30 protein-coding genes and 1 pseudogene are annotated in these 23311 nt (G+C 65.4%); 7 read left to right on the top strand and 24 right to left on the bottom strand.

Going from position 1 to position 23311, the window contains the following annotated elements; genetic code table 11:
• Both EAO80_RS13570 and EAO80_RS13575 read right to left on the bottom strand, forming a co-directional pair.
• Positions 1–265: cyclic pyranopterin monophosphate synthase MoaC (locus EAO80_RS13570; RefSeq protein WP_281273044.1), on the bottom strand; the 265-nt coding region annotated here is incomplete at its 3' end.
• Complete coding sequence (locus EAO80_RS13575; RefSeq protein WP_122090417.1) at positions 258–1682, bottom strand: NAD(P)H-hydrate dehydratase; 1425 nt, start codon at positions 1680–1682, stop codon at positions 258–260. The genes EAO80_RS13570 and EAO80_RS13575, both read right to left, overlap by 8 nt.
• An 82-nt stretch (positions 1683–1764) precedes the next feature.
• Between EAO80_RS13575 and EAO80_RS13580 the strand changes: the two genes are divergently transcribed.
• Positions 1765–2253 carry a hypothetical protein gene (locus tag EAO80_RS13580; protein ID WP_122090418.1) on the top strand — a complete coding sequence of 163 codons (489 nt, stop codon included), beginning with the start codon at positions 1765–1767 and terminating at the stop codon, positions 2251–2253.
• Positions 2254–2258: 5 nt separating this feature from the next.
• On the opposite strand, the gene EAO80_RS13585 is transcribed toward EAO80_RS13580, so the two are convergent.
• The 4 genes from EAO80_RS13585 to EAO80_RS13600 form a co-directional block, all read right to left on the bottom strand.
• Positions 2259–2534: an acylphosphatase gene (locus EAO80_RS13585; RefSeq protein WP_122090419.1), complete on the bottom strand. Its 276-nt coding sequence runs from the start codon at positions 2532–2534 to the stop codon at positions 2259–2261.
• 41 nt (positions 2535–2575) lie between these two features.
• The gene (locus EAO80_RS13590; RefSeq protein WP_122090420.1) at positions 2576–3178 is read right to left on the bottom strand and encodes a hypothetical protein; all 603 of its coding nucleotides are present in this window, start codon (positions 3176–3178) and stop codon (positions 2576–2578) included.
• Between the two features lie 25 nt (positions 3179–3203).
• Complete coding sequence (locus EAO80_RS13595; RefSeq protein WP_122090421.1) at positions 3204–3773, bottom strand: hypothetical protein; 570 nt, start codon at positions 3771–3773, stop codon at positions 3204–3206.
• Positions 3774–3852: 79 nt separating this feature from the next.
• Positions 3853–4728 carry a DNA-3-methyladenine glycosylase family protein gene (locus EAO80_RS13600; RefSeq protein ID WP_122090422.1) on the bottom strand — a complete coding sequence of 292 codons (876 nt, stop codon included), beginning with the start codon at positions 4726–4728 and terminating at the stop codon, positions 3853–3855.
• An 85-nt stretch (positions 4729–4813) separates the two neighbouring features.
• Between EAO80_RS13600 and EAO80_RS13605 the strand changes: the two genes are divergently transcribed.
• A complete protein-coding gene (locus tag EAO80_RS13605) occupies positions 4814–5272 on the top strand; it encodes a DUF555 domain-containing protein (protein WP_122090423.1) in 459 nt (152 codons plus the stop codon).
• A 106-nt stretch (positions 5273–5378) separates the two neighbouring features.
• Here EAO80_RS13605 and EAO80_RS13610 read toward each other — a convergent pair whose 3' ends face one another.
• The 7 genes and pseudogenes from EAO80_RS13610 to EAO80_RS13640 all read right to left on the bottom strand — a co-directional run bounded on the left by EAO80_RS13610 (position 5379) and on the right by EAO80_RS13640 (position 10057).
• A complete protein-coding gene (locus tag EAO80_RS13610) occupies positions 5379–5612 on the bottom strand; it encodes a UPF0058 family protein (RefSeq protein ID WP_122090424.1) in 234 nt (77 codons plus the stop codon).
• Positions 5613–5745: 133 nt separating this feature from the next.
• Positions 5746–6753 carry a transcription initiation factor IIB gene (locus EAO80_RS13615; protein WP_122090425.1) on the bottom strand — a complete coding sequence of 336 codons (1008 nt, stop codon included), beginning with the start codon at positions 6751–6753 and terminating at the stop codon, positions 5746–5748.
• A 173-nt stretch (positions 6754–6926) separates the two neighbouring features.
• Positions 6927–7634 carry a ferritin-like domain-containing protein gene (locus EAO80_RS13620; protein ID WP_122090426.1) on the bottom strand — a complete coding sequence of 236 codons (708 nt, stop codon included), beginning with the start codon at positions 7632–7634 and terminating at the stop codon, positions 6927–6929.
• A 218-nt stretch (positions 7635–7852) separates the two neighbouring features.
• Positions 7853–8254 (bottom strand): hypothetical protein, encoded by a 402-nt coding sequence (locus EAO80_RS13625; RefSeq protein ID WP_122090427.1) that lies wholly within the window; start codon positions 8252–8254, stop codon positions 7853–7855.
• A 56-nt stretch (positions 8255–8310) separates the two neighbouring features.
• Positions 8311–8585: pseudogene (locus EAO80_RS13630) on the bottom strand (winged helix-turn-helix domain-containing protein).
• Between the two features lie 107 nt (positions 8586–8692).
• Positions 8693–9586 carry a DUF4397 domain-containing protein gene (locus tag EAO80_RS13635; RefSeq protein ID WP_245998628.1) on the bottom strand — a complete coding sequence of 298 codons (894 nt, stop codon included), beginning with the start codon at positions 9584–9586 and terminating at the stop codon, positions 8693–8695.
• Positions 9587–9769: 183 nt separating this feature from the next.
• Complete coding sequence (locus EAO80_RS13640; protein ID WP_122090428.1) at positions 9770–10057, bottom strand: DUF357 domain-containing protein; 288 nt, start codon at positions 10055–10057, stop codon at positions 9770–9772.
• A 115-nt stretch (positions 10058–10172) separates the two neighbouring features.
• Between EAO80_RS13640 and trxB the strand changes: the two genes are divergently transcribed.
• Complete coding sequence (trxB, locus tag EAO80_RS13645) at positions 10173–11486, top strand: thioredoxin-disulfide reductase (protein ID WP_122090429.1); 1314 nt, start codon at positions 10173–10175, stop codon at positions 11484–11486.
• 40 nt (positions 11487–11526) lie between these two features.
• Here the strand turns inward: trxB and EAO80_RS13650 are convergent, their stop codons facing one another.
• The 4 genes from EAO80_RS13650 to EAO80_RS13665 all read right to left on the bottom strand — a co-directional run bounded on the left by EAO80_RS13650 (position 11527) and on the right by EAO80_RS13665 (position 14886).
• On the bottom strand, positions 11527–11718 hold the full coding sequence (locus EAO80_RS13650) for a hypothetical protein (RefSeq protein WP_122090430.1): 192 nt from the start codon (positions 11716–11718) through the stop codon (positions 11527–11529).
• Between the two features lie 87 nt (positions 11719–11805).
• Positions 11806–12354, bottom strand: coding sequence for a hypothetical protein (locus EAO80_RS13655; protein WP_122090431.1), 549 nt, complete (start codon positions 12352–12354; stop codon positions 11806–11808).
• A complete protein-coding gene (locus EAO80_RS13660) occupies positions 12351–13685 on the bottom strand; it encodes an NRAMP family divalent metal transporter (RefSeq protein ID WP_122090432.1) in 1335 nt (444 codons plus the stop codon). Before EAO80_RS13660 ends, EAO80_RS13655 begins: the two co-directional genes overlap by 4 nt.
• Before the next feature lie 40 nt (positions 13686–13725).
• Positions 13726–14886, bottom strand: a complete 1161-nt coding sequence (locus EAO80_RS13665) for a mechanosensitive ion channel family protein (RefSeq protein ID WP_122090433.1) — start codon at positions 14884–14886, stop codon at positions 13726–13728.
• A gap of 162 nt (positions 14887–15048) precedes the next feature.
• Here EAO80_RS13665 and EAO80_RS13670 point away from each other — a divergent pair, with 162 nt between their 5' ends.
• The 3 genes from EAO80_RS13670 (at position 15049) to EAO80_RS13680 (ending at position 17729) form a co-directional block, all read left to right on the top strand.
• The gene (locus EAO80_RS13670; protein ID WP_162994016.1) at positions 15049–15948 is read left to right on the top strand and encodes a DUF7504 family protein; all 900 of its coding nucleotides are present in this window, start codon (positions 15049–15051) and stop codon (positions 15946–15948) included.
• A gap of 272 nt (positions 15949–16220) precedes the next feature.
• Complete coding sequence (gene dinB, locus EAO80_RS13675) at positions 16221–17465, top strand: DNA polymerase IV (protein ID WP_122090435.1); 1245 nt, start codon at positions 16221–16223, stop codon at positions 17463–17465.
• 33 nt (positions 17466–17498) lie between these two features.
• Positions 17499–17729 (top strand): SelT/SelW/SelH family protein, encoded by a 231-nt coding sequence (locus EAO80_RS13680; protein ID WP_122090436.1) that lies wholly within the window; start codon positions 17499–17501, stop codon positions 17727–17729.
• Positions 17730–18012: 283 nt separating this feature from the next.
• Here the strand turns inward: EAO80_RS13680 and tpiA are convergent, their stop codons facing one another.
• The 5 genes from tpiA to hisC are packed head-to-tail and all read right to left on the bottom strand — an operon-like array spanning position 18013 to position 21456.
• Positions 18013–18657, bottom strand: coding sequence for a triose-phosphate isomerase (gene tpiA / locus EAO80_RS13685; RefSeq protein ID WP_122090437.1), 645 nt, complete (start codon positions 18655–18657; stop codon positions 18013–18015).
• Between the two features lie 47 nt (positions 18658–18704).
• The gene (locus EAO80_RS13690) at positions 18705–19241 is read right to left on the bottom strand and encodes a multiprotein bridging factor aMBF1 (RefSeq protein WP_122090438.1); all 537 of its coding nucleotides are present in this window, start codon (positions 19239–19241) and stop codon (positions 18705–18707) included.
• Between the two features lie 42 nt (positions 19242–19283).
• Positions 19284–19892 (bottom strand): CDP-alcohol phosphatidyltransferase family protein, encoded by a 609-nt coding sequence (locus tag EAO80_RS13695; RefSeq protein ID WP_122090439.1) that lies wholly within the window; start codon positions 19890–19892, stop codon positions 19284–19286.
• Positions 19889–20383, bottom strand: coding sequence for an adenylate kinase family protein (locus EAO80_RS13700; RefSeq protein WP_122090440.1), 495 nt, complete (start codon positions 20381–20383; stop codon positions 19889–19891). Before EAO80_RS13700 ends, EAO80_RS13695 begins: the two co-directional genes overlap by 4 nt.
• Complete coding sequence (gene hisC / locus EAO80_RS13705; protein ID WP_122090441.1) at positions 20380–21456, bottom strand: histidinol-phosphate transaminase; 1077 nt, start codon at positions 21454–21456, stop codon at positions 20380–20382. The genes EAO80_RS13700 and hisC overlap by 4 nt, the downstream gene beginning before the upstream one ends.
• Positions 21457–21554: 98 nt before the next feature.
• Between hisC and EAO80_RS13710 the strand changes: the two genes are divergently transcribed.
• The gene (locus tag EAO80_RS13710; protein WP_122090442.1) at positions 21555–21794 is read left to right on the top strand and encodes a hypothetical protein; all 240 of its coding nucleotides are present in this window, start codon (positions 21555–21557) and stop codon (positions 21792–21794) included.
• Positions 21795–21798: 4 nt separating this feature from the next.
• Here the strand turns inward: EAO80_RS13710 and EAO80_RS13715 are convergent, their stop codons facing one another.
• Together EAO80_RS13715 and EAO80_RS13720 are read right to left on the bottom strand one after the other, a co-directional pair.
• Positions 21799–22038 carry a transcriptional regulator gene (locus tag EAO80_RS13715; RefSeq protein ID WP_122090444.1) on the bottom strand — a complete coding sequence of 80 codons (240 nt, stop codon included), beginning with the start codon at positions 22036–22038 and terminating at the stop codon, positions 21799–21801.
• Between the two features lie 94 nt (positions 22039–22132).
• On the bottom strand, positions 22133–23311 hold a 1179-nt coding region (locus EAO80_RS13720), incomplete at its 5' end, for a class II fumarate hydratase (protein WP_162994017.1).

Genomic DNA, 23311 nt, shown 5'->3' on the forward strand with positions numbered 1-23311 from the left:
CGGTGTCGACGTTCGTGATCGGGATCTGGTGGCACATCGGGATCGTCTCCCAGGTGTGTTTGACCGCCTGAATCGCTCCCACCCGCGCGGTCGCGAGCACGTCACCCTTCTTCGTACTGTTCTCGCGGATCGCCTCGACCGTCGATTCACTCAGACAGATCTCCCCGACGGCGACCGCCCGGCGGCCGGTGTCGGGCTTCTCGCCGACGTCGACCATTCTCGCCTCGCCCGATTCGTCGACGTGGGTCAGGTCCTCGTCACTCATCGTCGTCCCCCCAGATCACCCGCGGTAGTTCATCGAGCAAGTCCGAAGCGAGCAGTCCGCCGCCCTTATCGAGGCGTTCCGCCGCTCGACCGTTGGCGTAGGAGGCGGCCGCCGCGGCGTCCAGTGGATCGTTCCCCTTCATGAACGCGGCGGTGATACCTGCAAGAGTATCGCCGGTCCCGCCGACGGTCATGCCCGGCATACCCGCCGTCGAAACCCGGGTGCGCTCGCCGTCCGAGACCACGTCGGCCTCGGCCTTCGCCATTACGACGTGGCCCAGATCGGCGGCGAACGACTCGATCTCGTCGGCTCCCGCCTCCAGATCGTCGAGGTCGGGCCCGCCCATTTCCGCCAACTCCTTGCGGTTGGGCGTACAGACCAGCGTCGCCTCCGTCTCCACGTCAGGAACGATCGAGAGTGCGTCGGCGTCGACGACCATCGGCCCCTCGAACTCCTCAAGAAAAGTGCGAGCGGCCTCGAGGGTCTCGTCGGCAGTACCGAGACCCGGACCCAGAACGACCACGTCGTCGTGTTTCGTGGCGGTGTCGATCAGACCCTCTACCACCTCGGGAGTGAGGCGATCGCTTTCGTACTCCTGGACGATCAGGTCCTCGGCGTAGCCCGCGAGCACGCCCTTGATGGACTCGGGACAGGCCAGAAACGAGAGGTCAGCGCCCGAGCGAAGCGCCGCCTGCGCCGAGAGCGCGGGCGCACCCGTGTAAGGCCCGCCGCCGATGACGAAGACCCTGGTTTCGGTCCCGGGAGCCGGCGAGCCGAGTTCGAGGTCGCCGGGCCCGACGTAGCGCTCGGCCGCCGAGGGAATCCCGATGTCGGCGACGGTCACCTCACAGTCGAGGTCGGCCAGCCCCGTTTTCCCGTCGTGGAAGGTGACGACGCGGTCGGCCTCGACGGCGCTTTCCGGTACGTCTCCCGAGTCGGCGTCCACGCCTGACGGAACGTCGACCGAGACGACGGTGGCCTCGGCGGCGTTGATCTCGTGGGCCGCGGTGGCCTCGGGCTCTCGGAGTTCGCCGCTGATCCCGGTCCCGAGCATCCCGTCGACGACGACCTCGGGGTCGCCCAGGTCGAGATCCGTCGAGTCGGAGACGCTTTCACAGGAATAGCCGGCGGCTTCGAGCGCCTCCCAGTTCTCGCGGGCGATGTCGGTCGAGATCGTCTCGGGCCGACCGAGCAGGAGGATCGAGACGTCGTACTCGTCGAGGAATCGTGCGGCGACCAAGGCGTCCCCGCCGTTGTTCCCGCGGCCGGCGACCACAGTTATGGAATCGCCCTCGCTTGCCGCCTTCCGTACCGCGCGGGCGACGGCGTTCCCGCTCGACTCCATGAGCTGTTTTCGAGGCACGCCGAGCGCTGCGGCGTTGCGGTCGACCGCTCCCATCCGTGCTGCCGTGATCATACGCGGGCTTCGGCCGGGCGACCGTTGAAGATTGCGGACGGCGCGACGACACCCTCATTTCACGCCGGGCCCTTCCGTCGGTGTGAACGTCTTCTGGCTCGATGAGGACCCCCGGCTGGCCGCGCGGTATCACTGCGATCAGCACGTCAACAAGATGTTGCTGGAGGCGGCGCAGGTGCTCTGTACGGCGGCCAGGGAACACGGGTACGAGGCGGAGTTCCTCTACCGGTCGACCCACACCGGCCACCCGGTCACGAAGTGGGCCGGCGAGTCGCGGGAAAACTGGCTTCGGCTTCGCGAACACGCGGAGGCGCTCAACGACGAGTTCACGGAGCGCTACGGACACGACGACGCTCACGCCAGTTGGGCGGTCATCGAGCGGATCGACCCCGACCGGATCGAGTTCCCCGCGACCGAGCCGACCCCCCGCCCGCAGGCGATGCCAGAGGAGTACAGACGGGACGACGCCGTCGAGGCCTATCGGGCGTACTACGCCGGCGAGAAGGCCGCGTGGGCCGAATGGAACCACACCGAGGAGCCGCCGTGGCTCGCGGCGTACCGGACCGGGTGAACCGATCAGCGGCGGATCTCGAATCCCTCTATTCCCTCGGGATTCCCGTATTCGACCTCCACGTCCTCGACCTGCGCTGCGGCCGAGCCCTCATGACACCAGCCGACCATCGCCTCGACGTCCTCCTCGGGTCCCTCGAAGACCACCTCGACCCGGCCGTCATCCAAATTGCGTACCCAGCCCGAAACGCCGTGGTCGCGGGCGGTGTCGCGCGTGGTCGCACGGTAGTAGACGCCCTGAACGGTACCCGAGACGAAAACGTGTGCGCGCGTGTGAGCCATAGTTCCACATCACCGCCCAGCGGTAAAATTCCTGCCCGTCCTCACGAGCGCCACGCGCTGAACCGGCGGTTGAGCCCGCTCGCCCACTGCTCTACCTTCTCCAAGTTGCCGTTGATCCGCTCGCTGGCGTTGTGGAGATGGGTGAGATACCACGGCTTTCGCCAGTAGAACGACTCGATTTCGAAGGGGATTCCGTCGGGATACCGGTCGCTCTCGTAGTTCCGAAGCATCTCGCGGGTCATTTCGACGCCCCGTTCGGGACTACATCCCCTCGCAGTGTAGTGTTTGATCGGGTGGGTGTACCACGAGTACTCCCAGTGAGCGTAGACCTCGACGCTGTCACCGACGTTGTGGAGGATGACGTGCAGTTGCCAGTCGGCCAACGGCGACGCGCGCCAGGCCCACGACCCGTCCGAGACGTTGCCGTCGACCCGCACCTTCAGCGAGGAGACGAGGTTTCGGCGGAAACCCGCCGCCGCCAGCAGTTCCTCGAACTCGTCCTCGGCCATCGCAATCGTACCGACGTACTCCTCCTCGGTATTGCTGCTCATCGCGTACCCCCCGAACGACCAATCGAAAAACCGATGTATGGGCGGTTTGATGTACCGCCGGACCCTGTTCGAGAGGTCCTGTGAGGCACTCATCACTGAAAACGGAGGGGACGAACGCTTATACGTGTTGCACTCCGACCGCGTCGACTCGTGGGACGGATTCTCCCCGAGAATCGATCCGGTGCGTCCAGTTCGCCAGCGTCTTCGAGGCGTTCCGGACGAACGTTCGGTACCACGCCGGTCGCCGATAGAACGGTTTGACCTCGAAGGGGAGTCCGTCCGGGAACCGGTCGCTTCGGTGCTCGCGTAGCCACGTCCGGAGCATCGCGACGCCCGTTTCGGGCTGGTACTCGTTCATCCGGTAGCGTTGGAGGGGATGGGTGATCAACGAGTGCTCCCAGTGAGCGTAGGCCTCGACGCCGTCGTCGGATTCGTGACGGATGACGTGCAGTTGCCAGTCCGAAAGCGACGACTCGAGCCAGACCCACGACCCGTCCGAGACGTCGCCGTCGATCCTGATTTCGAGCGCGGCGTTGGCGTTGCGCTGAAACCCGAGGTCCTGTGTGAGAACGGTTTCGACGACGTCCAGCGGGAGAAATATCGTGCCGGCGTACTCGGTCTCGGTTTGTGTGACCTCGGCGTAGCCGTCGAACAATCGGTTGAACGGGTCGTCGAGCAGCGGCAGCACGTGGCGACGTATCGCGTTCGGCAGATCCGGTGGCGATCCTATCCCCGCTTAACGGTGAGAGCACGGTATCGTCCCTTCGTCACGCCGCCGTCCGGAGGTGATGGAAGACGTACGTCTGTGCGTAGCCCGCGTACTCCCCACCGAGGCGATCACGGATCGCCCGCGAGGTCTCGCGATACGAGCCCCGATCGCACTCGGGAAAGTGCTCGGCGATGGCCGAGCGGATCCACGTATCGAGCGGCACGGCCTCCAGATAGCCGAGCGAGAAGAGGAGAACGCAGTCGGCGACCTTGTTCCCGACGCCTACGAACCGGGTCAGGAACTCGCGGGCGTCCTCGTAGTCCATCCCCAGCGCGTCCTCGGGGTGGGCCTCGCCCCTCGCGACCATCTCGGCGGTCTCCTTGACGTAGGGTGCGCGATACCCAAGCGAGCAGTCTCGAAGCTCCTCGACGCTCACGCTCGCGAGCTGTTCGGGCGTTGGAAAGGCGTGGTAGGTCCGTCCCTCGACGTCCATGCTCGCCCCGAAGCGCTCGGCCAGCGTCGTCTGCATCCCGTGGATCCGCGCGACGCGCATCTGGGCCGAACAGATGAAGGAGATCAGGCACGGGAAGGCAGGATCGTCAACGATCCGCAGTCCGCGGTGGGCGGCGTAGGCCTCATGCAGGAGGGGCTCGTCGGGGCCGCTCGCGACGATCGCGGCGAGATCGTCATCGAGGCGCAGCAGTTCTCGAAGAACGGGTTCGGCGTCGGTCGTCGCCTCCCATTCGAGGCTCCCGTCGGCCTGACGAACCCGGACGAACTCGTCGTCGACGATCGTGTGATACCACCCGCCCGCGTGGTCCTCGTACATCCGACCGTCCGCGCGCCGCCAGTGGTACGACTGGCCGCTCTCGAGGGTCGCTCGGAGGTCGAGACCGCCCGGACACGTCTCGATCGGGATCGTCCCGCGTTCCATCGCCCGTTCTCGGCAGCGCGTGCGTTTGTGGGTTTCGACACGCGGGCAACATTCATGCACCTGGCTCGTGATGGTCACACTAGCCATGGACTGTCGAGTTGTCGTCGAGGCCGCCGTCCCGGTTTACGACGTCTCCACGGCCGACGAAGCCGTACGGATCGCCATCTCGAAGACGGGCGAGATGCTCAATCCCGATCTGAACTACGTCGAGATCTCGATGGGCGAACGCACGTCACCGAGCGGCGAGGAGCTCGAACCCGTCTTCATCGTCGCCGACGAAGCCTTGGTCGCGCTCGAACTCGAAATGACGGTGTTCAACGTCGAGCGCGAGGAACACGCCTCGCGGATCGCCCGCAAGGAGATCGGCCAGCGCCTGCACGACATCCCGCTCGACGTTCTCTCGGTTGACGTCCTCGAAACGGACGACGACGAGGACGGGACGGATAGAAAAGACGAAACGGACGAAACCGACGACGGTTCGACCGGCGAACGGGGCGACGGCGGCGATGATGTCCTCCCCGAGTTCGACAAGCTGCTGGAGTGAGTACGGGAACGGGACGCCCAGCGAGTCGGTAGCATCGATCGCGACCGATGATGGGATCGACGGCACTCGCGCTGGTCGGCGGAGAGACCGAGAGAAAGCCTGACGTTCAGTCGGCTTGGGCCGCGACCGTTTCCTGTGTTTCGTCGGTGATATCGGATGTGATTCCGGTTGCAATAGCGAACACGGCGGCCTTGTGGTCGGTCTTCGACTTGTGAATCGAAGTCGGTCGTACGCCGAGCGAGTCGTACTCCTCGAAATCCGGAGTACCCGCGTTTTGCTCGTAATGGTTCGAAACCTCTGCCAGCAGGCCGTGAAGGTGGATGAGCTCCTGCTTTTTCATGAGCACTCTTGGGTTACGGTTGCAGGGTTATATTAGTATCCTGAGTCACTTTGCCACACATAATTCCACTGATATCAATTTATATACGACCTCATCAAATAGAACTATTCTCGGTCGGTCGGCTCCGGTCGATTCAGTCGGCCGGTTCGGGGCTCGTAGCGCCTGCGGCAGGGTTCGTGTCATCTGCCTGGAGTAGTTCCTTGTACCGGTTGCGGATGGTCACTTCGCTGATGTTCGCCACGTCGCTGACCTCGGCCTGTGTCACCTTCTCGTTGGTGAGCAGCGCGGCGGCGTAGACGGCCGCGGCGGCGAGTCCGACCGGCGACTTACCGCTGTGGATGCCGGCCTGCTTCGCGTTCGAGAGCAACTCGCGCGCGCGGTGTTCGGCCTCGTCCGAGAGTTCGAGGTCCGAGGCGAAGCGCGGGACGTAGCTCTCGGGGTCGGCGGGCTGGACCTCGAGGCCCAGTTCACGGACCACGTAGCGGTACGTGCGAGTGAGCTCCATGCGGTCGATCCGCGAGACCTGAACGATCTCGTCGAGGCTGCGCGGCGTGCCGGCCTGTCGCGCGGCGGCGTAGAGGCTCGCGGTGGCGACACCCTCGATCGACCGACCCGGTAGGAGGTCCTCTTCGAGCGCTCGGCGGTAGATCACCGAGGCGGTCTCCCGAACGTTTTTCGGCAGGCCGAGCGCGCTGGCCATCCGATCGATCTCGCCGAGCGCCTGCTTCAGGTTCCGCTCCTTGGAGTTTCGCGTACGGAAGCGCTCGTTCCAGGTGCGAAGGCGCTGCATCTTCTGGCGCTGACGATTGGAAAGCGTGTTGCCGTAGGCGTCCTTGTTCTGCCAGCCGATGTTCGTCGAGAGGCCCTTGTCGTGCATCATCGTCGTCGTGGGCGCGCCGACCCGACTCTTCTGGTCGCGCTCCGAGGAGTCGAAGGCGCGCCACTCGGGCCCGCGGTCGATCTCGTTCTCCTCGACGACGAGTCCGCAGTCCGCACAGACGGTCTCGCCGTGTTCGGTGTCCGTCTGGAGTCGCCCCCCACACTCGGGACAGGTGAGTTCGGACTCCTCCTGTTCGGTTTCTTCCGTCTGTTCTCGCTCGGTCTCGTTGACTGACTCGTCAGTGAATGTTCGCTGTTTCATTGGATTATCGTATGACCGCGAGAGTGCGCTCCGGCGGGAGTAGCCCACGAAAGAAATCCCGGAGGTCTCGTCGCTTCCTAACGGTATGTAACACCGAAAGCTACTTAAATGTTTCGTATATACCCTTGGTGATTGATCGTGAAGAATCGAAGGAAGGAGGCGTCAGTCGGGGGTTATTCGACGATAAAGGGGCTGGCGCGTTCGAGGACCTCCTCGCGGGTCAGTGCCTCGTCGAAGGCAGCGGCGAACCCGATATCACCACCCAGCACGCGCAGGAACGAGGCGTGGCGGGCTTCGACGGAGTGGATGCTCAGGGCCGGCGGGACGAGTTCGGCGTTCCGGATCGAGGGGGCCGCACCCGCGTATGCACCGACGCCGGTATCCTCAAGGATCGCGGCCGTGAGGAGGAACTCGTCGGGGTCCTCGACGGCCGTTCCGAAGTCGAACTCGGGCATTCCGATCGGCTCGCCGCCGAGGTCCTCGATCGTCTCGCCGAGCACGTCGGCGTGGGCGAACTCGTGGTCACGGATGACGCCGAGATCGTCGAACACGCGCGTGCGGATTGGTTGGCCGAAGTCGGCGAGCAGTTCCGCTTTCAACAGCCCCGAACAGCCCAAGTTGTCGAGACCCTCCTGGTAGAACTCTCCTTCGAGGAACTCGAGCGTGCGTGCGTAGTTCAGGATATCGACGTCGTTCTCGAACTCGCCGTCCATCTCTTCGCTGGCCTCATTCATCCCCTGTTCGTCGTGTTCGTCGGCGGCAACCGAGCCGACCGGGCCACCGAGGCCGAACGCTCCGGCCCCGACCAGCGCCGAGGCGGCCATGAACCGTCGTCGTGAGGTGCTGCTCGTTCCGTCGTGTGTCGGATCGTTGTCTCGCATGGTAGTGCGCGCTTGCGCAATTCTATCGATAACAGATCAGTAAAAAGATATTTTCCGAACTCTCTCCGAAATCCCTCCATACCCCGTCCGGAAACGCCGGGCTTCTCCGTGAGTAGCGATAGTCCGATGGCCGATACGGAGCGCTTCGCACGCTCACGGGGATATCATCCGTCCGTTGGAGAGACACGTCTTGCAAGCGATCGGAGCTACGAATCAGCTCAGTCCCAAGAGACCCACGCGAGAAAGAGAAGTGCCACGGTCTCGAGGACGTGAAGCAGCATCATCGCGCGCCAGGCGAGAGCGGGTACTTCGGTGGCGAACCAGCCCGCAAGCGTCGGATCGACCATGTAGTAGTAGAGTGCGAGGGCGTTCTCGGCGAGCAGGAGCAGCGAGAAGACGAACAGTCCGAGGGTGTGTTTCGAGCGGAACTGCCAGTAGTTACGCGCCCAGATCGCACCGAGCGCGAGCAACAACAGGACGTTCAGCGTGACCGAGATCCGGGCAACTGTCGGCCAGATGCCGGGGTCGGCCTGTAGCGGGGCCAACGCCGTGGCTACGCGGGAGGGGGAGAGCGGAGGGGTGCCGGTAATCGAAGCGATGGCTGCTGTCCAGGGACCCATCTACACTCCCCCTTTCTGCCGCGTTCTGATATACACTTTCCCAAATTCGTCCATAGTTACTCCACCCGTTCGATGATCGTCTCGACGGTCTCCCAGTGGTGGTCGATCTGGTCGGTCGTCAGATACACCGCGCCGTAGTCGCCGCCGCTTTTCCGGACCATCCCGTTGTCCATCAACACGTCGAGGTGATGGCGGATCGTCGTGTAATCGAGGGCGAGATCCTCGGCGAGCTGGTTTGCGTTGCGTGGCCGTTCGTCGATCGCCCGTAGGAGGCGGACACGGTTCGCCCTCCGCGAGTCCCGGTGAGCACGTACCAGAGAACGGCCTCCATTACCGTCACTATCTCGGGATGCCAATGTAAGAATAGCGGTTCATTCCGATCGTTTACAGTACACACGCCGCCCCTTCGCCACCTGGCCGGCGAGCGGCACTATCGGTTCAGCGCTCGCCCGGACTCGCGTCCTCGGTGATGGCGAGGCGGAGCGAAGCGTTCTCGACCGCGATTTCGGGTGCGTTCTCCGGGTCGAGGTAGCCAACCGCGAACACGGTGTAGACCGTCCCCGCTTCGAAGTTGATTTCGAAGCGTTCGACGACCTCGCCGGTTCCGTGCTCGCGGATCTCGATGACCGCCTCGTCGGCGGACACCTCGCCGTAGCCCTCCTCGCCGAACCCGAGGTCCTCGAAGATCACGCCCTCACCATCGCCAACAGTGAAATCGACGGGCGGCGCGTCGACCGACGCATGGACGCCGCGGACGCGGGCGTGTCCCGGCGACGTCGGGGTCGTATCGTCTTCGAGGGTGACGAGCCGGAGTGGCTCATCGCTCACCGCACAGGCCTCGCCGACGGCGGCGACCGTGTACCGGCCCTCCTCGAACGTGACGTCGGATTCGAGGACTGCCGACTCGGGCCCCTCGCCGGCGGGCGTGAACTGGACCGTATACGTCTCCGGGACGTATTCGAGATACACCGTTCCGGTCGCGAACGGCTCGACGTCCTCGAACCAGAGTTCCCCGCCGACGGAGACGTCCACGACGGGGGCATCGGGCGACAGGTGAACGATCCGTGCGCCGTCCTTGGCTTCGGAGTCCACGGTGTGTCGTTCCTCGCCGTCGTGGCCGTCGGCTCCGACCGGCGAGGCGAGCCCGGCCGCGCCGAACCCGACCGCCGCGGACGCGGCCAGAAAGCCGCGGCGGGACTGGCCGCTATCGGATCCGGACTCGGGCTCGGGCGTCGACTCGGAGCGTTTCTCGGGGTTGCAGTTGATGGGGACGTTCGGCATCCGACCGGTCTTCCGGCTCCCGTCGTCGTTCGTCTCTGATCTCTTCGTCATTGTCTTGGCTGTGTATCGAGGTACTGCACTCGTCTGTCGCTCGGTGCACTGCGTTGTCTGTCCGCCTGTCGTATGGGCCACGGGGACGCTTGCGTTTCCAGGGAAACACGGCATGCGATACCACCGCCGGTCGATAAAAGAGCGTTTTCCGAACCCAGTCCGAAATTCATCCGAGATTCGGAGTCAATCGACGGTGAACAGATGCCCGTCACGAGGGACCGACAGAACGCCGATGCGCGCGCCGGCGTCGAGCCAGCCGTGTCCGTACGAGAAGGACGCCAGCGCGTTCACGGGATCGTCGTTCCCGCGGAAATGTCTGCCGTCATCGAGGTATGACTCGGCCATTTCGAGACACTCGTCGGCGGCCTCGGCCAGCGGGGTTCCTTCGTCGCCGGCGGGTTCGGCTGCGTCGAGCGCCTCCGCGAGCAGGCGCTCGTAACGGTCGGTTTTTTCGAGCAGATCGGCGGGCATACCGTTTTATCGCCCGAGGCGGCCCTAATGTCTTCGGAGCCGCGGCGCGTCGGACGTAGCGGCCACACCTGTAGGGATGACGCAGAATAAGTACCGCGCGACCGTACCCGTTCGTATGAGCGATCAGCCACGGGTGGAGATCTACACCAAGACCGACTGTCCGTACTGCGAGATGGCGAAGGACCTCTTCGACGCCAAGGGCGTCGACTACGAGGTATACAACGTCTCGGAGGACGAGGAACTGTTCGAGGAGATGGTCGAGCGCGCCGACGGCCGCAAGACCGCCCCCGAGGTGTTCGTCGACGACGAGCTGATCGGCGGCTGGGACGAGACCAGCGCGCTCGATGAGACCGGCGAGCTCGACGAGAAGCTTGGGATCGAACGCGAGGACGGCGAGCACCGCCGGCTCGTCGTCGCCGGCAGCGGGATCGCCGGGCTCACGGCGGCGATCTACGCCGCCCGCTCGAACAACGAGCCGCTGGTGATCGAGGGAACCGAACCGGGCGGCCAGCTCACTCTCACTACCGACGTCGCCAACTACCCCGGCTTCCCCGAGGGCATCTCGGGTCCGGAGCTCATCAACAACATGAAAGAGCAGGCCACGCAGTTCGGCGCCGACGTGATCAACGGCGTCATCGAGGAGGTCGACGACTCGACGCGGCCCTACGAGGTACGGATGAAAAACGGCGACGTCTACACCGCCGACGCCGTCATCGCGGCAAGCGGCGCGAGCGCGCGCACGCTTGGAATTCCCGGCGAGGACGAGCTGATGGGCTACGGCGTCTCGACGTGTGCGACCTGCGACGGCGCCTTCTTCCGCGACGAGGAGATGGTCGTCGTCGGCGGCGGGGACGCCGCCATGGAGGAGGCGACCTTCCTCACCAAGTTCGCCGAGAAGGTCTATCTGGTCCATCGGCGCGAGGAGTTCCGCGCGGAGGACTACTGGATCGACCGCATCGGCGAGGAGGTCGAGGCGGGCAACGTCGAGATCCTGACGAACACCGAGGTCACCGAGATCGACGGCACGCCCGACGGCGGCGTCGATCACGTCTCGCTGGCCACCCACCCCGAGGGCCACCCCAAGGACAGGCTCGACGATCCCGAGACCGAGGAGTACGACCTCGATGTGGGCGCCTTCTTCATCGCCATCGGCCACACCCCGAACACGGAGTACCTCGAGAACACGGGCGTGGAGATGGACGCCGACGGCTACCTACAGACCCGCGGCGGCACGGGCGGCGGCCAGACGGAGACCGACGTCCCCGGGATCTTCGGCGCGGGCGACGTCGTCGACTACCACTACCAGCAGGCCGTGACGGCGGCCGGCATGGGCTGTAAAGCCGCGATCGACGCCGACGAGTACCTCGAAAGCGAGGCGCGTGCCGACAGCGCCGCCGCGGAGCCGGCGGTCGCCGAATCTGACGACTGATCCCTTCGAAACGTCTCTTTTCCGCCTTAGATCCGGTTAGTCACCGCCGTGCCGAAAACGGTATCACCCGTGAGGCGGCGTACAGCCCGATTCCACAGCCGATGGCGCTCGGTACGTAGGACGCCCAGTGGGCCCGCCCGAAGATCGCGACTTCGAAGAGGAGGATGGAGAGATAGGCGAACGCGACCCAGAGGACCAGACCGGGAAGGTGAGTTCGGATCGCCGATAGCACTACTATCGTCCGCTTCGAGACGGGCCCCCTGTATAGGTGTGTTGGCCGTCCGAGCCGTTCCGACGACTGAACGCTATCGGCCAACGATTACCCGTCCTTCGCCAGTCGTTCGTGGACGTCGGCCCATTCGACGAGCCGAGCCCTCGCCTCACGTTCGCGCCGCGAGATCGGGTCGTCGGTCCCCAACTCGTCGCCCGCAAAGGCGTTCATCACGACGAAAGCGGCGTCCTCGCAGGCGTCGAGCAGGGCCTCGATGTCAGCGGCGTGCTGGAAGGGGATCGTCGCGTCGTTGACGAACACGGCCCGCGAGGAGGGCATCGTCTCGATTAGTTCTCTCCCGTCGCGGGCGTTCTCCCGAGCGAACGCGCGTGTCTCCGCCTCGGACTTGCCTTCAGCTCGCGGGGCGTGAGCGTCGAGTGTCCCGACCCACGCCTCCCCGGGGAGGTCGGTGAAGCGCGACAGGCACCCCCCGAGCAGCACGCCGTCGCGTTCGATCTCGGGGGCGAACTCGAGGACCACCACGCCCTCGGCGCCGTGTTCATCGACCCACCGTTCGAGCATCTCGGCGGTGCGGCGGGTCTTGCCGGCGTTCGAGGGACCGGTGATCAGGACTCGGCCGGCGTCTGGGACGGTCATGCTTCGGTCGTCATCGATCGCCACGTGACCCGGACGAACCGAACGAGCAGTAGGGCAGTCGCGAGGCCGATCCCAGCGGCGAACAGCACGGCGAACGCCGAGAACGGGTCGGTGATCGCGGCGGCCTGCTCGCGAACGAACGTACCGGCGGTGACGACCGCCACACCGAGCAGCGCCATCCCGGCGAGGTTCACGGGGAGGGGTGGGGTCTCGTCGACCACTTCGGGATCGTTGAGCAGGTAGAGAACGACCACGATCGCAAAGGGCGTCCCGATGAGGCCGAACGCGAGGACGAGCACCAAAAGCGAGAAAAAGGACTCCCCGAGGAATGCTCCGCCCGCGGAGGCGAGCGCGACACAGACGACGAGCGCCCGATAGCGCGGGTCCTCGATCGATCCGTCCCAGCCGAGCTTATCGGCCAGCACGTAGGGAGGGACGACGGTGTTTCCGCCGAGCGTCGAGAGAGCGGCCCCGAGCAAACCCAAGAGAAACAGCCAGGTCGCGTGCTCGCCGGCGATCGGCGCGAGCGCCTGGGCGGCGCCGATCTCGGTGATCGCCTCGGCGTCGACTCCCGGCGCGTACAGTACGCTCGCGGCGACGAGGAAGATCGCCAGCCCGTAGATCCCGAAGGCGACGAGCATCGAACTGGCGATGTCGAACCGGACGATCCCACGCTCTTCGCGTCCCCATCCCCGTGCACGTATGGTGTAGCTCTGCATCACCAGCAGGGTGACGTGGACGGCGCCGCCGAGCACCCCCGCGGCGACCAGTGCCCCCGAGAGTCCCTCGGGAATTTGCGGTACCAGCCCGCCGGCTGCCGCGCTCGGATCGATCGGCACGACGACGGCAGTGGCGACGAAGACGAGCACGACCAGCGAGACAAGCACCTTCGCGCCGAGTTCGGCGACGCGGTAGCCGCCGCCCGCGAGTCCGACCGCGAGCACGACGGCCCAGACGACCGCCCACACCCGAGCATCGACGCCGGTCAACAGCGCGCTGACGTTCGCGGCGGTCTGCATGATCACCAGTTGGGCGAGCCCCGCCGCGAGCACGACGTCGGTTACGAGCACCCACGCCCAGCCCTCGCCGAGATGGGTCTCGACGACAGAAACCAGCCCCTCTTCGGTGAGATATCCCAGGCGCGCGGCGAGGTACTGGCCGAGCGCACCCAACAGTGCGGCCAGGATCACGACCCACAACAGCGTATAGCCGTAGCCCGCGCCCGCGGTCAGCAGGCTCGCCATCGTCGCCGGCCCGGCGGCGACCGCGCCCGCGAGCCACGTCGGTCCCATCCGCCCAGCATACCCCCAAAGTCCGCCCTGATCGCTCATCGACTTCGGCTTCCCACTCCGGACGTATAACCGCGTGGTATCAGTCGGTATCGGCCCGGGGCGACATCCGGTCGGCCGGTTCGTCGTCCCTGAGCGGGAACCCCTCGCCGCGTGCGGACTGGACGCGCTGGGGGTATGGGATGGTGATCCCATTCTCGTCGAAGGCTCGCTTTATCGCCTCGATCGCGTCGGTCTTGGCGTTCCACTTGCGGCGCATGGTCGGACCGCCGATCCAGACGCGCAGTTCCAATAGGATCGAGGAGTCCGCAAAGCGCTTTGCGACGACCTGGGGTGTCGGCGAGGACTTGATCGAATCGAGGTCCTCGACGGCGTCGACGACGACCTCGCGGGCGTGCTCGACGTCGGTATCGTAGTCGATTCCGACCTCGATTTCGACGCGGAGCTGGTCATTTCGCGAGAGGTTCGTGAGGTCGCTTTCGGTGACGATGTCGTTGGGGATCAACACGTGCTCGTCGCCGAAGGTCTGTATCTTGGTGTTGAAGATCGTCACGTCCTTGACGATGCCCGAGTGGTTCTGGACCTCGATCCAGTCGCCGACCCGAAACGGACGGGAGAACAACAGGATGAACCCGGCGAGCACCGCCGCGAGCGTCTCGCGGGCCGCGAGTCCGACGATCGCGGTGATTGCGCCCGCGCCGATGAAGATGTTGGTCAGATCGACCCCCCAGATGGTGAGGACGAGCGTCATCGCACCCAGCGCGATCCCGATATCGGCGATGTGATAGGCGACCTCGCTCTGGTGTTGCGTGATCGAGGACGTGTTAGCCAGCTTGTCGATCGACCGGTTGACGAACCGCATCAACAGGTACGCCGAGAGGACCACCGCGACCGTGAGAAGCTGCTGTGTCGCGGTCCAGCGGGTAACCGTGAGCGCGTCGAGGACCACCCGGATCAGGTAGATCACGCGCCAGACGACGCTCAGCGAGTACACCCCGCCAACGAGCACGACCAACAACCAGAGGACCCGACCGATCTCCGCGATCTGTCGCCCATACCGTTCGAGGAGCCGGTCTTCCAGTCGCCGACCGGCTCTCATCGAGAGGAAAATGAGGGCCGCGATCGCGACGCTCGCGAGCAGGCGTGTCCCGATCGTCGCGAGATACGTCTCCTGAATGTCGATGACCCAGTCGGGCCGGAGTGTCGCCAAATAGACACCGATCGGTGGAAGGTCGCCGATCATCGTTTCCGTTCGGTATATGATCACGGGAGTGATATTATTTCGCCTTTCCTGGACGCCCACCACCGACCACGGCCGGTCGCTCCACCACCGAAACGCGGCCCATGTCGACAAGTGATGTCTCACCTATATATTTATTAGGAGTTACTTCGTACCGACATGTGAGTGGAAGACCATCATTCGGCCGGGGTGGAATCGCGCGCAAGCGGGTCCCACAACGCGCTCGTCTACGGCTCGGCGACGACGCCGATCGGTGAGGCCGAGCGAGCGCTAGGCGCGGTCGAATCCTGTGATGAGACGAACGTGTTGCTCGTCGCCCATGGCTGCGACCACGACCGGTTCCGGCGGCTCTGGCACGAGCGGATCGGGGATCGACCCGCGAACTTCGGGACGGTCTGTATCGCGGATACGAGCAGTCCCGGAAACGACGCGGAGGTCGAGCCGGTTTCGAGACGGGGACGGGATATCGCGATCACGGTCAGGAGCGCGAATCAGCTCGTCGAGTTGGGGATCGCGATCAGCCTGTACCTCGAGGACTGGACGACCGGACGAACCCTCGTCTGCGTTCACCCGCTCGAAACGCTGCTCGCCAGGAACGACACCGAGACGGTCTTCCGGTTCCTCCACGTCCTCACGGGGCGGGTTACGGGTACCAACGCGACGGGACGGTTCTCGCTCGATCCCACCGCCGTCGACGAGCGGACGGCCCGGACGCTCGAACCGATGTTCGACTCGATCTCGTCGGTCGAATCCGATGATCCCGTTCGGGGGCCCTCCCCTGACGTGGTCTTCGACGTGTTGCGGGCGTCGCGGCGTCGGTACGTCCTCCATTTCCTGTCGGATCGCGAATCGACGACCGTTTCGGCGCTCGTGGCGTGGCTGGCGCGCCACGAGTCGGAGTCGGAGACGAATCGGATCGAACTGTCGCTCCGTCACACTCACCTCCCCAAACTCGAGAACACGGGGCTGATCGCCGTCGAAGGATCTCGGATCGAAAAGCGGCCCGCGGTGTCGGCACTTGATCCCTACCTCGATCTGGTTTCAGGGACCGATCTCGACGAGTGACGCTTGAGGACGAATCAATCCGCCGAGGCGGAGTACACGGGTCGACGAACCGCCGGCAGACAGGGATCGGTTCGGTAACGCGTTCGTGGCGTCCCCGGCGGTTCCACGCGACTCCGATTCGGTCGCTGACGGGCGGGCGACCCACCCGTCAGGGATGAAGGGGTACTCGCAGGAGGTATCGAGGTCGTGATGAGTATTCTGGTGGGTACTGTCGGCGTATCGCTCTCGCTCGCGGCCGCGGGGCTTAACACCGACGGCCGCTTCGATGAACCATGGGAGCGCGGCTGCCGGGCGTCGCCTCGACCGACCGGATCGTCGCCCACGCCGATATGGACTGCTTTTACGCGTCCTGCGAGCGCCTGCGCGAGCCCGCACTTCGGGAGGAACCACTGGTCGTCGGGATGGGCTACGAGCCGGGCACCACCAACGGGGCGGTCGCGACCGCGAGCTATGAGGCCCGCGCGTTCGGCGTTGAGAGCGCACAGGCGATCTCCGAGGCGCTCGAACGCCTTCCTCGAAAGAGGGAGGCGGCAACCGACCCCGACCTCGACATCGAGCGCTCGGGCTTCTACCGGCCCGTCGACATCCCGTTTTACGAGTCCGTCAGTGAGGACGTCCGGGAGATACTCCACGCGAACGCGGGGACGGTCCGGGAAGTGAGCATCGACGAGGCGTATCTGGACGTCACCGCCGAGACGACGTGGGACGAAGTCGAGGGCTTCGCACGCGCCCTCAAAGACCGGATCGAAACCGAGGTAGGCGTGGTCGCGAGCGTCGGCGTCGCGCCGAACATGAGCACGGCGAAGATCGCAAGCGACGCCGAGAAACCCGACGGGCAGGTGGTAGTTCGACCCGACGCGGTCCGCGACTTCCTCGCGCCCGTCCCCGTCGAGGATCTGCACGGCGTCGGGCCGGTCACCGCCCGCACGCTCCGGGAGCAGGGAATCGAGACGGCGGGCGATCTGGCGAGCGCGGATCGCCACGCGCTGATCGAGACGTTCGGCGAGCGCGGCGCGGACCTCTACGATCGGGCCCGTGGCGAGGACGACCGGGAGGTGACGCCGAAAGGCCAGCCCAAGAGCCTCTCACGCGAGTCGGCGTTCGTCGAGGCCACGGACGAGATGGGCGAGATCGAAGAGCGCGTGCTGGCGCTCGCGGCGGCGGTCGCGGATCGCGCAACCCGGAAGGGCGCGCTCTATCGCACCATCGGGATCAAGGTCGTTACGCCCCCCTTCGACGTGAACACGCGTGCCCGATCGCTTCCCGGCCCAGTGGACGACCCCCCACTCGTCGAACGGGTCGTCGGCGAGCTGCTGGAGGAGTTCGAAGGCGAACGGGTCCGGAAGGTCGGCGTGCGCGTCTCGAACCTCGAGTTCGGCGCGGCGGCCCAGTCGAGTCTCGATGGATGGGCCGGAGCGGACGGAGAGACGGGCGATTCGACGACCGGATCGCCCGACGAAGGACCCGTGGACCCTGTCGATCCCTCGGGGCAAGTCTCGCTTTCGGAGTTCGAGTGAGGTTTTATCCTTCAGGCGCTCCTTCTACTGTTTATGACTACTGTCGAGATCGAATACTGCGTTCCCTGCGGGTTCTTAGAGCGCGCCGAGACCGTCCAGCACGCGCTGCTCTCGCAGTTCGGCGAGGGGATCGACGAACTAATCCTGATTACGGGCGACCACGGCATCTTCGAGGTCCGGGTCGACGGCGACGTGGTCTTCGAGAAGAGCGAGGACGAGTACGACGTGGATGGGATCACGCGGGACGTACGTGCACGGCTCTAAACGAATGCTCTCGGCGTGCTCAAAAACGCCGACAGCGTTTTTGGCATCGGGAGAATCGAAGATTCTCCAGCGAGACCTTGGCAGGTCAGTCTCGCCTTTTTCTTGGAAATGAAAACCTCTGGTTTTCGGAGACCGCCAAGCCCGCTGAGTCGCTCCGTCCGATGTCCGATCGGACGGCGCTCCCGGGAATACCTGCCCTTCCCCCCGCCGCGGAGGCGAGCGGTACGTCCGGCGCTCGCCTCCGCGGCGGCCATCGCCCAGCAATGAATTCGAGAATTCCGTTCTATAGCGGCTTGATGAGGTCCTCGAGCGCCGCCTGCGGGTCGTCAGCCTTCGCGACGCCGCTCGCGAGCAGTACGCCCTCGGCACCCAGCTCCTCGGCGGCGGTCAGGTCCTCGCCGGTGCTGATGCCGGCCCCACAGAGCACCTCCACCGAGTCGTCGACCGCCTCCGCGGCCGCGACCGCGTCGGTAACGACGTCCGGGTCGGCCTGACTCACGGGCGTGCCGCTGCCGATGAGTTCGGGTGGCTCGACGGCCACACTGTCCGGCCCGAGCGCGGCGACGGCTTTCACCTGCTCGGGGTTGTTCGCGCAGACGACCGTCTCGAGGCCGGCGCGCTCGGCGGCACCGATCCCGGCGTCGATGTCGGCGAGCTTCAGGCGCTTCTCGGAGTGGTTGATCATCGTCCCGGTCGCGCCCGCCGCCGCGAGCGATTCCGCGAGCGCGCTGCCGGTATGGCTGCCCGCCTCGTTGCCGTCAATGTGTTGGGCCCACGTCTCGACGCCGGTTTCTGCGACCGATTCTAACCGGGCCGTCTGGGGCGCAACGGCGATCCGAGTACCTGAGCTCTCGCTGACTTCGTGAGCCGCCTCGGCGATCTCGACGGGGTCACACGGGTAGGCCTTGCAGTTGACCAGAACGAACATGGCTCGCCCGAGGGCGGGGCGGCTAAAGAGTCTTCCCGATCAGGAATTCAGGAGTCCTTGCGCGTGACGACGTCGCCGAGCGTGTAGCTCCCTGTAGAAGAACCGCCCTCCCACTCGGTGTCGTCGTCGCTGATCCCCTCCGACAGCGAGATGTCGAGCTTGCGTTCGAGCTTCTTCTGGACCGAGTCGCTCGGTAGCATGTCGCCGCGTTCGAGCTTGCGAATGAGGCTCGCCTTTTCGTTGAGTTCGCCCGCGAGGTCCTCCTGGCTCAGACCCGCCGACTCACGGGCCTCACGGATCCGCTGGTCGTAGTCGGCTGCGACCTCGTCCATCTCGTCGAACATGTCGCGCCGGCGTCGGCTCGAACCGCCGCCCGACCCGCCCGACGTCGACCCCGAAGAGCTCGACTCCGAGGTGCCCGACGAGGAGGACGTCGAGTACTTCGAGGAGCTCCCCGAGGACTCCTCGGTCCGGACCTCGGTTCCGAAGTCCGCACAGGAATCACAGACATCGAGTTCAGCGCCCTCGATCTTGACCGTCTTGGGTGTGGACGTCTCGGTGCCACACATCTCACACTGAACCATACCCGCCCTTACCGGTGGGAGTGTATAAATGGTGCGACAGACTTACCCAAGGGCGCCCATCGCGTGATAGAACCGCTGGAGGGCAGTAACGTGCCCGACGACCGCAAAGAGCACGAGCAGCCAGCCCACGAGCGTGAACCAGCCGATCGTCACCGGGACCAGCCCGGTGAGTACCGCGACGACTCCAACGAGAACGAGCCGGTCGGCCCGCCCGAGCAGTCCCCCGTAGACGCGATCCAGCCCGACGGCTTGGGCCTGCGTCCCGAGATAGGAGGTCATCAACACGCCCGTGACGGCGACGAATCCGAGCGCGTACTCCCCGATACCGGCCGCGAGCCCGGCGATGATCAGAATGTCCGCGTAGCGATCCAGTACGTGATCGAGCAGGTCGCCCCCCGTCGAGGCGACGTTCTGTCTGCGCGCGAGCGCGCCGTCCAGTAAGTCGAGCGCGCCGTTCAGGAGGACGAGCAGTGCGCCGACGAGATACCAGCGCGGGTTCGCCCCGGCGAGATAGAAGGTCCCGGCGGCGACGCCCGCGAGGACGAACGCCAGAACGCTCACGCCGTTGGGCGATAGTCCCACCCTGTCGGCGCCCTCGACGAACGGTTCGAGCGCCCGGTCGGCGAGCGGGCGGTACTTATCGAGAGTCACGAAAATTCGACCTCCCCGGCGCTCGGTTCGCGCTCGCCCGCGATGACGCGCTCGATCTCGCGGGCGACCTCGGTAGGCGAGCGCTCCGTCGTGTCGACCTCGTAAACGCTCTCTAAACCATGCTCCGCAACCGCCTCCGAGAGGATCAGGTCGAGTTCCTCGCTTTCCCTGTTCTCCCGGGCCTTGGCCTCGTTTTCCCCCCGTTCGCGAAGCCGTCGTTCGAGCTCGTCGGGCGCGCACCGCAGCACGACGACTCGATCAGCGGGGAGGTGATGAGCCAGATGTGATTCGACGATTCCCTCGCGGTCCGCGACGTACTCGCGGAGGCCATCGAAGTCGACGACGAGGCTGTCGCGTTCCTCGTCGCGCTCGGTGTACAACCCCTCACGCTCGACCGCGTCGTTCAGGTGGCACACCTCGAAATCGGCTTCGAGGCGTTCGGTCGCGCTCGTCTTCCCCGTGCCGGGCGTGCCGGTGACAGCGACTCTCATAGCTCTCGGAGGACCTCGTTGCATTCGGTGATCGCCCGTCGGGTTTCCTCCTCGGTGCCACAGGTGATCCGGATACACTCGGGGAGGCCGAAGCTCGTACAGTCCCGGACGATGATCCCCCGTTCTTGGAGCGCGGTCGCGACCCGGCTCGCGTTCCCGACCTCCGCGAGCACGAAGTTGCCCGCGCTCTCCCACGTCGGAGCGTCCAGTTGCTCGTACAGGTACTCGCGCGCGTCGTGGGCGACCGCGATGGAACGCTCGACGTGCTCGGTATCGGAAAGCGCGGCCAGTCCGGCTCGACAGGCGATCTCGCTCGCGGCGAACGGGGTGTTCACCCGCGCGTACGCGTCGGCCCACGCCTCGGGGACCAGCGCGTACCCCAGCCGAAGCCCGGCGAGCCCGTAGACCTTCGAGAACGTACGGAGGATGGCCACGTCGTCTCGCGTTTCGACGAGCGAGACGGCGCTCGGGCGGTCCGAGAACTCGCCGTAGGCCTCGTCGACGACGATCAACGTGTCCTCGCCGGTGTGCTCGGCGAGTTCCTCGACTTCCGAGAGGGCGATCTCGCTCCCGCTCGGGTTGTGTGGGCTGGTGAGGTAGACGATCCGGTCGCCGTCGTAGTCCGCGAGGATCTTCTCGGCGGTCTGTTCGAACTCCTCGGCCTTCGAGACGGGGTAGGTCGCGACCTCGCCGTGATGGAACCGGGCGCTCATCCCGTAGTAGGCGAAGCCGGGCTCGGGGACGAGGACACGATCGCCGGGGTCGAGAGTAGCGCGGGCGAGGTAATCGAGCGCGCCGTCACCGCCGTTCGCGAGCCAGACCTGACCCGGTGAGAGCGACCAGCGCTCGGCGAGTTCGGCGGTGAGGTCGGCGTGCGAGGCCTTCGGATAGGAGTGGACCCGGTCCGCGTACTCGCGGATCGCCTCGACTGCGGCGGGGCTCGGCCCGAGTGGATTCTCGTTCGAGGCCAGTTTCACGAGCGAGTCGGGCTCCATCCCCAACTCGCGGGCGACCTCCTCGATCCCCCGCCCGGCCTCGTAGGCGGTGTGCGAGGAGAGGTCCCGTGGGTGCATGCTCGCGTGAAATCGGGCAGGGATATTAAGCGTGATTACACGCGCCGTTGCCGGCGCTCGACGGAGTCGTTTTGTACTCTGTCACTGTGTCGGTACGTATGGCAGAACTCTCGTTTCCCGATCTCCTCGCCGACGGGTTCGTCATCGGGTCGATCCTGCTGTGCTGGTGGAGTATCGCGCTCGTCGTGACGCTGCCCGCACTGATCCTCGGCTCCTCGCCGTTGACCGACACGCTGCGGTGGTTCGGGATCCTGCTCATGGTGACCGGCGCGGGCAACGTGCTCGTCTACGCCATCGCCCGCGGGATCGTCCTCTCGGAGGACGCACAGTTCCAGTGAGCCGTCAGTGGGTGCGTTCGGCGATCCGCATGTCGTCGACCCGGAGGAGGTCCTCGGTGAGCCCTTCGCCCTCACACGTCTCGTCCGGACAGGCGTAATGCCAACCGTCGCGAGTTGCGCGGCGCTCGGCGAAGCGATCGCCACAGACCCGACAGAACAGCTGGCCTTCCGCACAGGAGTCACGATGCAGCGACAGCGCGAGTTCGGTCCGGAAGGTCCGCTTGCAGTTACGGCACGTGTACATATCAGCCATCACTCACACGTCAGACATAGCTGTACTGGTTTCGATCGGCTCGTTGGGACGTGTGACGCGCGATCACGGGACGGAGGGGCGAACGTTACTCCTGGCCGAGGATTCCCCGATGGGTCATCAGTTCGGGGTCGAGCACCTCGTCGACTTCGTCCTCCTCCAGATAGCCCTTCTCGACGACGACTTCCCGGACGGTTTTCTCCTCTTTGAGGGCCGTTTTGGCGGCGTCGCTGGCCTTGTCGTAGCCGATATGGGGGTTGAGCGCGGTCGCGAGCGCCATCGACTGTTCGACCTGGTTCTCGCAGTGCTCGGCGTTTGCCTCCAGTTTCGCGACGAAGCGCTCGCCGAACTGTTCTGCGGCGTTGGCGATGATTCCGGCTGATTCGAGGAGGTTGTGCGCGAGCACCGGTTTGTAGAGGTTCAAATCGAGTTCGCCCCGTGCCCCGCCCGCCGAGACCGCCGCGTCGTTGCCGACGACCTGCTTGTGGGCCTGGTTGACCGATTCGGCCACCACAGGGTTGATCTTGCCGGGCATGATCGAGGAGCCGGGCTGGTTCTCGGGCTGTACGAGCTCTCCGAGGCCGTTTCGCGGGCCCGAGGCGAGCAGGCGCATGTCGTTTGCCATCTTGTTCATCGAGCCCGCGACCACGCGCAGTGCGCCGTGGGCCTCGACCATCGCGTCGTGGGCGGCCTGGGCCTCGAAGTGGTTGTCGGCCTCGACGAAGTCGATCCCCGTCTCCTCGCTGATGTACTCGGCGGCCTTCTCGGGGAACTCCTCGTGCGTGTTGAGTCCCGTCCCGACCGCGGTCCCGCCGAGTGCGAGCTCCGCGAGATGGGCACGGGTCGCCTTCACGCGAACCTGTCCCTTCTCGATCTGGCTTCGATACCCCGAGAACTCCTGGCCGAGCGTCACGGGCGTGGCGTCTTGCAGGTGCGTACGACCGGTCTTGACGATGTCGGCGAACTCCTCCTCTTTGGCTGCGAGTTCCCCTTCGAGGACTTCGAGGGCGGGCAGGACGTCCTTCTCGATGGCTTCGAGCGCCGAGACGTGCATCGCGGTCGGCATCACGTCGTTGCTCGATTGGCCGTAGTTGACGTGGTCGTTCGGGTGGACGTCCCGCGACCCGATCTCACCCCCGTTGATCTCGGTCGCGCGGTTCGCGATCACCTCGTTTGCGTTCATGTTCGAGGAGGTTCCCGAGCCAGTCTGGAAGACGTCGACGGGGAACTGCTCGTCGTGCTCGCCCGCGATGACCTCGTCTGCGGC

Origin of the sequence: Halalkalicoccus subterraneus (assembly GCF_003697815.1) — an archaeon.
Classification (GTDB): domain Archaea; phylum Halobacteriota; class Halobacteria; order Halobacteriales; family Halalkalicoccaceae; genus Halalkalicoccus; species Halalkalicoccus subterraneus.